The organism is Shewanella sp. ECSMB14102 (assembly GCF_000813075.1).
In the GTDB taxonomy this organism is placed as follows: Bacteria; Pseudomonadota; Gammaproteobacteria; order Enterobacterales; family Shewanellaceae; genus Shewanella; species Shewanella indica.
The window spans coordinates 128,242-141,698 of the sequence record NZ_JWGX01000009.1 but is presented as its reverse complement, the minus strand read 5'-3'; the positions used below and the strand labels follow the sequence as shown (position 1 = coordinate 141,698).

The window sequence follows — 13,457 nt, the reverse complement described above, 5'->3', positions numbered from 1 at the left end:
AATGGCTGATATGAAACAAGTACTGGTTCCCGATATTGGCGGGGACGAGGTACAGGTTATTGAGATCTGTGCCAATGTGGGTGACAGCCTGGCGGCTGAAGACTCCATTATTACCGTTGAAAGCGACAAGGCGACCATGGATATTCCTGCGCCCTTCGCCGGTGTGCTCAAAGAGCTGAAAGTGGCCGTTGGCGACAGCGTGTCTGAAGGCACCTTGATAGCCTTGATGGCTGCCGAAGGCGCAGAAGCTGCAGCTGTTGCAGAGGCGCCCAAGGCTGAAGCCGCGCCTGCTCCGGCAGCGGCTCCCGCGCCTGCTGCAGAACAGGCGGCGCCGGCCGCACCTGCAGCCGGTGGCAGCCAGGTCATTGAAGTGACAGTGCCGGATATTGGCGATGCCGCAGATGTCGATGTTATCGAAGTGCTGGTGAGCGAAGGTGAGGCTATCGAAGCCGATGCCGGGTTGATCACGCTGGAAACCGATAAGGCGACCATGGATGTCCCTTCGCCTCAGGCGGGTACAGTCAAGTCACTGAAAGTGAAGGTTGGCGACAAGGTTTCCCAGGGCTCTTTGGTGTTGCTGCTGGAAGTTGGCGCTGCTGCTTCTGATGCACCGCAAGCGCTACAAGCAGCGGCTTCTGAAGCCGCACAACCGGTGGCCGCTCAGGCTGCCGCGCCTGCCACTGTTGCAGTGAAAGAGATTGCGGTTCCCGATATCGGTGATGCTGCTGATGTGGACGTTATCGAAGTGCTGGTGGCGGTAGGTGATGAGATCAGTGCCGATCAAGGGCTGATCACGCTGGAAACCGATAAGGCGACCATGGAAGTGCCGGCGCCCTTCGGCGGCAAGCTGGTTTCTCTGACCGTTAAAGTGGGTGACAAGGTGTCTCAGGGTAGCGTGATTGCCACGGTTGAGACCCAAGGCGCCGCTCCCGCAGCAGTTGCTGCACCGGCAGAAGCCCCTGTTCAGACGGCTCCAGCCCCAGCTCCGGCGGCCGCGCCTGCAGCGCAGAGTCGCCCACCTGTGCCGCATCATCCGAGTGCCGGTGCCCAGCCTAACACAGGTGCGGTACACGCTTCTCCGGCGGTACGTCGCCTGGCCCGTGAGTTCGGTGTTGATCTGACTCAGGTGAAAGGTACAGGTCGCAAGGGGCGTATCCTCAAAGAGGATGTGCAGGCCTATGTGAAATATGAACTGTCACGGCCCAAGGCCACGGCGGCGACTTCTGTCGGCGGCGGCAGTGGTCTGCAGGTTATTGATGCACCTAAGGTAGATTTCAGTAAGTTCGGTGAAGTGGAACAAGTGCCACTGACCCGGATCCAGAAGATCTCCGGCCCTAACCTGCACCGCAACTGGGTGACCATTCCCCATGTGACTCAGTTCGATGAGGCTGATATCACAGAGATGGAAGCTTTCCGTAAGCAGCAGAACGAACTGGCAGCCAAGCAGAAGCTGAATGTGAAGATCACTCCGTTGGTGTTCATGATGAAGGCGGTTGCCAAGACGCTGCAGCAGTTCCCGGTATTTAACTCCAGCCTGAGCCCGGATGGTGAATCGCTGATCCGCAAGAAGTACTACCACATCGGGGTGGCGGTCGATACGCCAAACGGTTTGGTGGTGCCAGTGGTGCGTGATGTGGACCAGAAAGGGATTATCGAGCTCAGCCGCGAGCTGACCGAAATTTCGATCAAGGCCCGTGACGGCAAGCTTAAGGCGGCCGACATGCAAGGCAGCTGTTTCACTATCTCCAGCCTGGGGGGGATCGGCGGTACCGCGTTTACGCCTATCGTCAACTATCCTGATGTGGCAATTCTCGGGGTGTCCAAGTCTGAGATTAAGCCGAAGTGGAACGGTAAAGAGTTTGAGCCAAAGCTGATGTTACCACTGTCACTGTCTTATGATCACCGGGTGATCGACGGGGCGATGGCGGCACGCTTCAGTGTCACTCTGTCAGGGATCTTGTCCGATATTCGTACAATGATCCTCTAACACAACAGGCTGCCCCTCGGGGCGGCCTTTTGTTTATTGTGATCAGTGTCAAACACGGGTTAAAATGCGCCCACCTTACGAGACAAGCACTTTCGAGCTGGCGCATCGCAGGTTGGGCTGGCTGTCCCCAACGGAATGAAAGAAATCAGAGGAAAAAATGAGTAACGAAATCAAAACTCAGGTAGTGGTATTAGGTGCTGGCCCTGCTGGCTATTCTGCGGCTTTTCGTGCAGCAGATTTAGGCCTGGAGACAGTGATTGTTGAGCGTTTCAGCACTCTGGGTGGCGTATGCCTGAATGTGGGTTGTATTCCTTCCAAAGCCCTGTTGCATGTAGCCAAAGTGATTGAAGAGGCCAAAGCGGTATCGGATCACGGTGTTGTGTTCGGTGAGCCAAAGATAGACCTCGACAAGCTGCGTGGCTTTAAAGAGAAAGTGATCGGCCAACTGACCAATGGTCTTGGCGGCATGTCCAAGATGCGTAAAGTGAAGGTGGTTAACGGTTTCGGTAAGTTCACTGGCCCCAACAGCCTCGAAGTGAAAGGTGCCGACGGTGAAACCACAGTGGTTAACTTTGACAACGCCATCATAGCTGCCGGCTCTCGCCCAATTCAGCTGCCTTTCATTCCGCGTGAAGATCCACGTATCTGGGACTCTACCGATGCACTGGAACTGAAAGAGATCCCAGGCAAGATGCTGGTGATGGGCGGCGGTATCATAGGTCTGGAAATGGGTACTGTTTACTCGTCTCTGGGCAGTGAAATCGATGTGGTTGAAATGTTCGACCAGGTGATCCCTGCGGCTGATAAAGACGTGGTTAAGGTCTTTACCAAGCAGATCAAGAAGAAATTCAACCTGATGCTGGAAACCAAGGTAACAGCAGTTGAAGCCAAAGAAGACGGTATTTATGTGTCTATGGAAGGTAAGTCGGCACCTGCCGAGCCAGTGCGTTACGACGCAGTGCTGGTGGCCATTGGCCGTACTCCAAATGGCAAGCTGATCGATGCTGACAAGGCCGGGGTCAAGATTGATGAGCGTGGCTTTATCAATGTCGACAAGCAACTGCGTACCAATGTGGCCAACATTTTCGCCGTGGGCGATATCGTTGGTCAGCCAATGCTGGCTCACAAAGGTGTGCATGAAGGCCATGTGGCCGCAGAAGTGATTGCCGGTATGAAGCACTTCTTCGATCCTAAGGTTATCCCATCTATTGCTTACACAGATCCTGAAGTGGCTTGGGTTGGTCTGACCGAGAAAGAAGCCAAAGAGCAGGGCATAGCGTACGAAACGGCGACCTTCCCATGGGCAGCCAGTGGCCGTGCTATCGCTTCCGATGCCAGCGAAGGTATGACCAAGCTGATTTTCGATAAAGAGACTCATAGAGTGATCGGTGGTGCCATTGTGGGTGTCAACGGCGGTGAGTTGCTGGGTGAAATCGGCCTGGCTATCGAGATGGGTTGTGATGCCGAGGATCTGGCGCTGACCATTCATGCTCACCCGACTCTGCACGAGTCTGTAGGGCTGGCGGCCGAGATCTACGAAGGTTCAATCACAGATCTGCCAAACCCAAAGGCAAAAAAGAAAAAGTAATCTGCTGATTGGGGACTTGTCCCTGGCAGTATTGAAGTCGGGCCCAGTTAGCTGGGCCCGATTTTTTATATCAAGTGCAATCCTTGTAAACGAACTGTTGTTTACAAGATGAAATTCGGTGGTCTAGCTGGTACATTCAAGACTGGTCATCAAGGTCATTCATCAACCGATGATAAGAAAACTAATAACAGTAGCTATTGCTATACTGCTCAGCCTTTTTTTCGGGGCAGCATCGGCAGATGCCGATGAGTTGGTTAAAAGGGTATTTTCTTCCAGGGATGGTTTGATCAACACCAGTATTCTCGACATCAGCATGGATGAGCGGGGATTTATCTGGCTCTCCACCGAACAGGGACTGTATCGCCTCAGCAACGCCAATATCCGCCGTTTGGACCGCGATGGTCTGGAATCGCGGATGGCTGATGAGTATCTGCCTCTGGTCAAGTCTCTTGGGCAACAGCAGATGCTGGTCAGTACACTGTCTCATGCCTATCTCTACCATATAGCCGATAATCGTTTCCGTCAGTTTGGCAGTGATGAGCTGTTTCCCGAGTATCAGGGCGGCGGTTTAATGAAGAGCTTGCAATCGGCGGCCGGTGACTGGCTGTTGTTAACCGAAAAAGGCCAGGTTTGGCGCTTGAGTCAGGATCTACAGCAGCTGCAGAAACTGTTTGACCTACCCTACGATAGTGACCTGCTATGGAGTCAAATTTTGCAGCTTGAGAACGGCAACTTGCTGCTGGGTAACGCCTATGGTGTGGAGCTAAGGTCACAAAATGGCAGCGTCAAACAACGCTTGTCATGGCAGGGTAGTTATGGTCGCCTCAATGCCTTATTTCTGGACAGTAACAAACAGATTTGGATGGCCGCCAGCAAAGGCTTCTATCGGGTGAACCTTGAAAGCAACCGCATAGAGCCAGTGGCCGAGATTCCTTTTTTCACCAGTGTGATCACTGAAGATCTCAAGGGTAACCTGTGGATTGCCAGTAAGCAGGGGCTGCTGAAATGGTCCCCGAGCAGCCGCAAATTAAAACAGTATAAAGAGCAGTTGAAGCTCAAGGCCGGTATTGAATATATCAATGCTCTGCAGGTGGACAGCAATGGTTTAATCTGGGTTGGCGGCACTGGGCATTCATTGGCAGTGGTAGCCGACTCACCGGAATTTATTCTGGATAGTTTCAGCGCTTCTGAGCCTTATAAGCTCAGTGATTCCATGGTGTGGGCGATACTGGCCGACGCTGAGATGCTGTGGCTGGGAACCGACTCGGGATTGTTGGCCGTCAATCGAAATACCCAACAGAGCCAAACTACGCTTCCCAAAGGGATGGAGGTCAATGACAGCATCTACAAGATAGATAATTTGGACCAAGATCACCTGTTGTTATCGACTACCAATGGCTTATTTGTGATGAATAAGCAGACCCTGGAAGGGCAGCCTTTGGGGGATTGGAACGGCAGCGGACAGTCTCTGAGTCACAAGACGGTGATCACGGCTTTGAATGAGGGCAACCTCTGGTGGTTTGCGACCAGCAGCGGTTTGTATGAGTGGGATCAGACTCAGGGCAAGATAGAGAAAAAAACTTTGCCGGATACAGAGTCCAGCGGCAATAATCCTGCGATTTATGGAGTCTATCGCGATAGTCGACAGCGCTTGTGGATCGGTGGCAATAAATCCTTCGGTTACTTGGAGCAGGGCGGCGGTTTTCGTTCATTGGCGTCGGTATTTGATGACTTGCCGCATATGCCGACCGTGAGCCAGTGGTTGGAATTGAGCCCGGATCGTTTCTGGTTGGCCACCCGCCAGGGAGGCTTGATAGAGCTGGACTTGCAGACCATGAAGATTCGCCGTTTGACGCAAGAATGGCAATTGGACTGTAACACAGTATTTTTTCTGCAGGATAGCGGCGACTATCGAGTTGTGGGATGCAGTTATGTGCTGATCCGTCAGGATAAGAGTAGTGGTGAAATCAAGGTATTCAATAATGATGACGGTTTGTTGGGGGAGGAACTCAACGAAGGGGCATACTTCTATCAGCCGCAGCAGGGCCTCTATGTAGGTACGCCGGATGGGGTGATACTGCTGGACGTTGCCGGCATGGCTAATCGTATTCCAAAGCACGGCGCCATTCTCGAGTCGATTGCGGTTTATTATGACAATAAAACAGAGCTGAGTCTGGTACCTACGCCTGAACAACTGATAGCTCCCGGAGCCAGAATGCTGAGTTTTCAACTGAGCAGTATGGATTATCTGGATGATGCTCCTATCAGCCTAAAGTACCGTTTACGACGTCCCGGTGAAGATGAGCTTAACTATTTACTGTTGGAAAATCAGTCGCAAATTAATCTTTCCGGATTAACTCCCGGCGCTTACCAATTGGAAGTGATCAGTCAAAACAACGGTATCTGGCAGTCGGAGCCCTTCCGTTTTCCCTTTACCGTTGACCAGTTCTGGTGGCAGAGTCAGTGGTTCAAGGGGTTGTTGTTAATCATTATATTGGCAACGATTTTCAGTATCGTGCTGTTGCGTCAGCGTCAGGTGCAACGTTTTATGACCATGAACCTAGCGCTGCGCCAGAGTGATGACAGGTTGAGGCAATCGCTCAGGGGTAGTGAATCGGATCTCTGGGAATGGCGCCGTGATACCGGCCAGTTTCATCTGGATAATCGCGGCGGTGTGCTGGGCAGTGCTGAAGACTTTATTCTTATCGGAATAGATAAGTTGCCGGTGCATCCAGATGACCAGACAGCTGCGCTGGATGAATGGAACAAGATGGTCGAAGGTGACAGCGATAGATTCGAGTCCGAATACCGTTATCGACTCCGAGACGGCAGTTGGGGCTGGCTCAGGGTGCGCGGCAGGCCAGTCAGCCATGACCCGGTTTCCGGCAAGGTCAGCAAGGCTGCCGGGATTTACTCCGACATCACCATCAAGCGGCAACTGGAAGAGGAGGTTGAGCTGCTGGCGCAGGCATTTGAAAACACCTCAGAAGGGGTGTTTATTCTGGATGCCGATGAGGTCATCAAGGTCGCCAACAGGGCGGCAGAGTCGATAGTAGGTCAGGATAGACAAAGTCTGCAGGGACGGCACTTCGGCGAGTTGGTGGTCAGTGAAAACTTCCATAAAGATAAGGTCGCCACTTTACTGCAAGGGATAGATTCCTGGACCGGCGAGCTGGAAATTGTGGGTGTGGCCGGGTCGCGCTGCCCCGTGTGGCTCAATATTTCCCTGATGCAGGATCGCAAGGATAGGGTGCAACACTATGTGGTGGTGTTTTCCGATATCACTGAGCGCAAACGCACCGAGGCGGATCTGCGCCGCCTGGCGAACTATGACGTGCTGACCGGTTTGCCGAACAGATCGCTGTTTGCCAACCGTTTGCAACAGGCAATTGAAGGGGCCAAAGATCAGCAACATAAGCTGGCCTTGCTGTTTTTGGATCTGGACAGGTTCAAGCATGTCAACGACTCCTACGGTCACAGCATGGGAGATGCGCTGCTGATAGAGGCCGCCAATAGGCTGCAGTCAGTGATGGGGCCGGAGCAGGTGTTGTGCAGGTTTGGCGGTGATGAGTTTGTGATCCTGGTACAGGATGCCGAGATAGATAAGCTCAATCGCCTCTGTGAGCGCCTGTTGGCGCAGATAGCTCAGCCGTTTGAACTCTATGGGCGGGAGTTTTTTATTTCTACCAGTATCGGCATCAGTATCTGGCCCGACGATGCCAGGCAACCAGAGATGCTGATCAAGAATGCCGATCAAGCCATGTATCACGCCAAGGAAGAGGGCAGGGGGAATTTCCAATACTATTCCAGTGAGCGTAATGCAGAAGCTTTGTACCATCTACGTTTGGAAGCCGATTTACGCCACGCCATAGAGCAGGGCGAGTTTGAGCTCTATTACCAGGGCCAGTTTGATGTAAAACAGCAGCAAAAGTTTATCGGTATGGAAGCTTTGCTGCGTTGGCATCATCCGAGCGAAGGTTTTGTTCGGCCGGATATTTTCATCAAGGTGGCTGAGTCCTGTGGTTTGATAATTGCTATCGACCGTTGGGTGCTGCGCCAAGCTTGTGAGGATGGTGCCCGTTGGAGCAAGAGTGCGGCGGAGCCGTTCAAGTTGTCGGTAAATGTCAGCGCAGTGCATTTCCGTCACCCGGAATTTATCAGTGGTGTGCTCGATATCCTTGAAGAAACCGGAATGCCGGCCCAGTATTTGGCGCTGGAAATCACCGAAGGGGTGTTGATGAAAGAGCTGCAGCTTGCCCGCCAGCATTTGAGACAGCTGAGGGCCCACGGCATAGAAGTGGCCATTGATGACTTTGGCACCGGCTACTCGTCGCTGGCTTATTTGCGCCACTTTGAAGTGAATACCCTGAAAATTGATCGCTCCTTCCTCAAAGATATTGCCGGCAACAGTGCCGATCAGGCGATTGTCAGCAGTATTGTCGAGTTGGCCCGTAACCTCAAACTCAAGGTGGTAGCCGAAGGGGTGGAAACCCGGGAACAGCTGCAACAGGTCACTCACAGAGGCTGTCATATCATTCAGGGTTACTACTTTGCCAAGCCTGTACCTGCTGGTGAACTGGCATCCTGGTTTTACGAAATGTGCGATTTATGATCTTTGTTTATACCCTATTGGAACTTTCTCTTTACTGTAAATTCTTTGTTAGAATATACCGACTCTAATTCTGGAACTCTTGCTAGGTATGAAACCCTCTCTGCGCTTACTGGTTTTGATTGGCACTCTGTTGAGTGTGGCTGCGGTGGCGGCCGAACGTCCTAAGGTAGGCCTGGTGCTCAGTGGCGGCGGTGCCAAGGGAGCTGCGCATGTTGGGGTACTCAAGATGCTCGAGGCCAACAATATTCCTGTCGATTATGTTGCCGGTACCAGCATAGGCGCCTATGTCGGCGGCCTCTATGCGCTTGGCTACAGCGCCACAGAAATTGAAACCATTATGATGAATGAGGACTGGTCCAAGGGGTACTCGGACACCATCCCGCGCCAGGCCATGAGTTACCGCGATAAGCAACAAAGAGATAAGTACAATATTCCGCTTAACCTTGGTATCCGAGATGGTGAAGTACAGTCGCCCAGTGGCGTACTTCTTGGGCAAACCATGTCGCAACTATATCGTAACACCACAGATCTGGTGCGTGAATTCAACAGTTTCAATGAACTCTCCATTCCTTATCGGGCGGTGGCGACAGATTTGGAAACCAGTCTGCCGGTAGTGATCAGCAGTGGCAGCCTGGTGCAGGCGATGCAGGCCTCAGCCACAGTGCCGGGAGCGCTGCAACCAGCTGAAATCGATGGTAAGTTGCTGGTGGATGGTGGTATTGCCAACAATATGCCGGTGGATGTGGTCAAGGCCATGGGCGCCGATGTCATTATCGCCGTCGATATAGGTTCGCCTTTGGTGAAAAGGGAGAAGCTTAACGGCACCTTAGCGGTATTGGATCAGTTGTCTACCATGCTGACCAACGCCAGCACAGAGCGGCAAAAGGCCTTGTTGACCAAGGACGATATCCTGATCCGCCCGGCTATCGACAACCTCAGCACCACAGATTTCGCCGATATGCCCAAGGCGCTGGAAGCCGGGGTGACAGCTGCCGTACGGTACACCGACAGATTGAGCCAGTTGGCCGTGTCTCCTGAGGAATACCGCGCTTATGTCCGGCAAAAACGCGACGCCAGTCGTGATTGGTTGGATAACTTGGATCGCCCGGTTACCCGGATAGTTTTCGATAACAGGTCCAAGGTCAGCGACTCACTGCTGGGTGATACTCTGGGTATCGAATTGGGTGACAGAGTTACCAAACAGCAACTGGACGAGAGTATTGCGCGGTTATACTCACTGAATAAGTTTGAACGTGTCAGTGCCGAGTTTCAGGATACTGATGAGGGCCGAGTGTTAACCGTAACCACCAAGGCCAAGTCCTGGGGACCCAACTATTTCCAATTTGGCTTGAATTGGGAGGACGATTTCTCACTGGACTCGGCGGTGGCCCTGGATGGCGCCGTGATTATGACTGACTTGACCGAAAACGGTGGTGAATGGCGCAATGAAGTGAAGATGGGCTTCGAGAAGCTGCTCGGTACCGAATTTTACCAGCCTCTGGACAGAGATCAGCAGTTCTATGCCCGCGCCCGATATCAGTATGAGATCAAAGGTTGGGATGTGTTTGATGCCAACAAGCTTTACTTCGAGCTGGATCGCAAGAGTCACAGAATTGACCTGGGTTTGGGGTACAACTATGTCAAGCAGGGCCGGATTGAGCTGGGGCTGACAGGTGAGTCGGGAGTGGTCTCCAACGAGGCGTTCTTCGATGATCTCAAGTTCAACACCTATGGCGCCTATTTGAAGTTCGGCTACGATACCCTGGACAGCATAAGTTTCCCCACCTCGGGTAACCGCATCACTCTGAATATCTACCTGCGTAATGAGGAGTATGAAGATGGGGTATTCAAGACGGATGCTGAACGCTCGCTGCAGATAGAGGCCGACTGGAAAGGGGTTGTCAGTGTTGGCAGCCACTCTTTTGTGGGTAAGGCATCCTATGCAAACGTGGATAAAGACGGCAATTTTACTCTTTATGTATCGGACCTCGGCGGTTTCCTTAATCTCTCCGGCTACCACAAGAACTCTATCGCCGGCGCCCAGAAGGTGTTCGGTGCCTTCATCTATCAGTACGATCTCGGTCGTGATGCGCTGGGGATGAAGGACTTTCCGCTTTACCTGGGAGCCAGTTTGGAGGCGGGGAATGTCTGGAGCCTGGATGAGCATGTGATGTTCAACGATCTCATCTATTCCAGCAGCTTGTATCTGGGGACTGAGACCCAACTGGGCCCTGCGGCGCTCGGCTTTGGTTTCAGTGATAACGGTGAGAAGGCGGTTTACCTGTTTCTCGGCAAAAACTTCTAAGGCTTATTGTTGACCTGGTCTGTGGTGTTCATAGTTATTTACAAAAATCCACTACAGACTGGTCACAGGGAGTGCTAAGGTTTAAAGCCGGTATCTTTGTAACAATATAACTATCTGAACAATCACAAATTCGGGGAAGAAAATGAGCAAAATAAGCACCCTGGCATTGGGCATCGCCCTCAGCCTTGGTCTGGCTTCCTGTGCCAGCCAGCAAGCGCCGCAGTCGCAAGCAGAAGTCAAGAAAGTCTCTGGCATTGAGCTGGAGAACTTTGACCATCAAGTTCGTCATCAGGACGATTTCTACTACAGCGTCAACGGTAAGTGGTTGGCCACTACGCCAATTCCAGCCGACAAATCCAACTATGGTGCTTTCTCTGTTCTTTACGAAGAAAGCCAGGCGGCCCTGAAGCAGATTATCGAAGAAGCCGCCGCCAAGCCCAATAAGGCCGAAGGTTCAGTGGAGCAGAAGATAGGCGATTTCTATGCCGCCTATATGGATACCACTCTGACTGATCAACTGGGGATTGCGCCGCTCAAGGGACAACTGGCCGATATCGCCAAAACCGCCAGTCACGCCGATGTTGCCGCGCTGATGGGCAAACTGTTGACCGATGGCTCCGGCATCCCCTTTGGTTTTTACGTCAACAACGATGCCAAGAATTCCAGCCAGTACGGGGTTTACCTGTACCAGAGCGGCCTGACACTGCCAGATCGTGATTACTACCTCAAGGACGATCCCAAGTTTGTCGCCAACCGCGAAGCGATGCGTGAGTATGTCCGCAATCTGATGAGCGCCGCCGGTTACCCGCACGCCGATGCCGCCGCAGCCAATGTCGCCAACATTGAACTCTTTATCGCCCAGAGCCAGTGGAGCCGGGTCGAGTCCCGTGATGCCAACAAGGCCTACAACAAGATGAGCCTGAAAGAGCTGCAGCAGTTGATGGGCGGCTTTGACTTTGACGGTTTCGCCAAGGCGGCCGGTCTCAGCGGCAAGACTCAGGACGTGATAGTGCGTCAACCTTCCTACTTTGAGAAGCTGGGCGCCGAGTTTGGTAAGTTCCCTGTATCAGCCTGGCAAGACTACCTGGCATTCCATCTGGTGGACTCCTACGCTGGCTTGCTGAGCCAGCAGTTTGTCGATCTGCACTTTGATTTCCACAGCAAAACCTTGATGGGCATTCAGGAGCAAAAACCACGCTGGAAGCGAGCTGTCGATGGCGCCGACCAAGTGATTGGTGAGCTGGTGGGTAAAGAATATGTTGCCCGTCACTTCCAACCTGAGGCCAAGGCGCGGATGGAGTCGATGATCAAGAACTTGATCAAGGGTTTTGAAGTCAGCATCGATGAGCTGGAGTGGATGACACCCGAGACCAAGAAAGCGGCTCAGGAAAAACTGTCCAAGTTTACCTACAAGATAGGTTATCCGGACAAGTGGAAGGACTACAGCAATCTGGAGATCAAGGCCGACGATCTGGTGGGTAACTACCAGCGTTATGCCCGCTTCGAATATCAGGACATGCTGGCTAAGCTGGGCAAGCCAATCGATCGCACTGAGTGGCACATGACACCGCAAACGGTGAACGCCTACTACAACTCAGTGATGAACGAAATCGTGTTCCCGGCCGCCATTCTGCAGCCGCCTTTCTTCAACATGGAAGCCGATGACGCGGTGAACTATGGTGGCATAGGCGCGGTGATTGGCCACGAGATCAGCCATGGTTTTGATGATCAGGGCGCCAAGTATGATGGCGACGGTAACCTGCGCAACTGGTGGACAGACAAAGACCGCGAAGAGTTCCAGAAGCGCGGCGCACAGCTGTCTGCCCAGTACAGCCAGTTTGAAGCTCTGCCTGGCAAGTTCGTCAACGGTGACCTGACTCTGGGTGAGAACATAGGCGATCTGGGGGGCTTGACCGTTGCCCTGCGCTCTTATCACCTGAGCCTCGACGGTAAAGAAGCGCCGGTAATGGATGGCCTGACCGGCGATCAGCGTTTCTTCGTCGGTTGGTCACAGGTGTGGCGCCGCAACTACCGTGACGAGGAGCTGGGACGTCGTCTGCTGACTGACCCGCATTCACCCAGCCACTACCGCGCCATGGGCACTCCCCGCAACGTGGAAGGTTTCTACAAGGCCTTTGACCTCAAGCCGACTGACAAGATGTATCTGTCGGAAGAGGACAGAGTGAAGATCTGGTAACACGGATTATCCAGAAAACAGAGCCAGGCAGATGCCTGGCTCTGTTGTATCTGGCGGTTTACAAGGTATCAAGCAGTGTCGGCAGGGCTTCCAGGCTATCACGCTGATAATGGGCCGCGGCCCAGCGAGGATCCTGGCGCTGCTCGGCTGCCGGGACTATCAAGGTCTGCATATTGGCGGCGCGAGCGGCTATCAGGCCGTTGAAAGAGTCTTCCACCGCCAGGCAGCGGCTTGGTGGCAGTGCCAGTTTGGCGGCGCAGGAGAGATACACCTCTGGGTGGGGTTTACCGAGCGGAAAATCCTGAGCCGATTGTATTGCATCGAAGGCTTCTGTGATGGCGAGTTTGTCAAGCACGGCATCGATAATATCCCAGGAGGAAGAGGTGGCCAGGCCCACTTTCAGGCCTCGACTGCGACAGGCGCTTAGGGCATCGACAACACCGCGCATGGGCTTGCCATCGCGGCGGATATAGGCGATGACTGCAGCTATGATTTGATCGGCGATATATTGAGGTTCTACTTTGACCTCGGGAAAGCGCTGTAACCAGAAGTCCACCACCTGATCGATTCGCAGGCCTGTGGTTTGCTGTATGGCTTCACGGCTGACCGCCATCCCCAACTGCTGAAAAACCTGATACTCGGCTTGCTGCCAGACGGGCTCTGAGTCAATTAATATCCCATCCATATCAAAAATAACGGCCTGTATTGCGGGTGCTTGCATGGAAAAGTCTCAAAAACGGCGCGGATTTGGACGCAGGATAACGAAAA

The 13,457-nt window shown here is 53.0% G+C and carries 6 protein-coding genes; 5 read left to right on the top strand and 1 reads right to left on the bottom strand.

Annotation, left to right across the window (positions count from 1 at the left end):
• Position 1: 1 nt before the first annotated feature.
• From aceF to RC73_RS04785, 5 genes are all read left to right on the top strand, one after another.
• Positions 2 to 1,987, top strand: coding sequence for a dihydrolipoyllysine-residue acetyltransferase (aceF, locus tag RC73_RS04805; RefSeq protein ID WP_039033569.1), 1,986 nt, complete (start codon positions 2 to 4; stop codon positions 1,985 to 1,987).
• 157 nt (positions 1,988 to 2,144) lie between these two features.
• Positions 2,145 to 3,575 (top strand): dihydrolipoyl dehydrogenase, encoded by a 1,431-nt coding sequence (lpdA, locus tag RC73_RS04800; protein WP_039033568.1) that lies wholly within the window; start codon positions 2,145 to 2,147, stop codon positions 3,573 to 3,575.
• 169 nt (positions 3,576 to 3,744) lie between these two features.
• Positions 3,745 to 8,187 (top strand): EAL domain-containing protein, encoded by a 4,443-nt coding sequence (locus tag RC73_RS04795; protein ID WP_039033567.1) that lies wholly within the window; start codon positions 3,745 to 3,747, stop codon positions 8,185 to 8,187.
• Positions 8,188 to 8,275: 88 nt separating this feature from the next.
• Complete coding sequence (locus RC73_RS04790; RefSeq protein WP_039033566.1) at positions 8,276 to 10,492, top strand: patatin-like phospholipase family protein; 2,217 nt, start codon at positions 8,276 to 8,278, stop codon at positions 10,490 to 10,492.
• Between the two features lie 142 nt (positions 10,493 to 10,634).
• The gene (locus tag RC73_RS04785) at positions 10,635 to 12,689 is read left to right on the top strand and encodes a M13 family metallopeptidase (protein WP_039033565.1); all 2,055 of its coding nucleotides are present in this window, start codon (positions 10,635 to 10,637) and stop codon (positions 12,687 to 12,689) included.
• 58 nt (positions 12,690 to 12,747) lie between these two features.
• On the opposite strand, the gene hxpB is transcribed toward RC73_RS04785, so the two are convergent.
• Entirely contained in the window at positions 12,748 to 13,410 is a 663-nt protein-coding gene (gene hxpB / locus RC73_RS04780; RefSeq protein WP_039033564.1) for a hexitol phosphatase HxpB, read from the bottom strand.
• Positions 13,411 to 13,457: the final 47 nt, after the last annotated feature.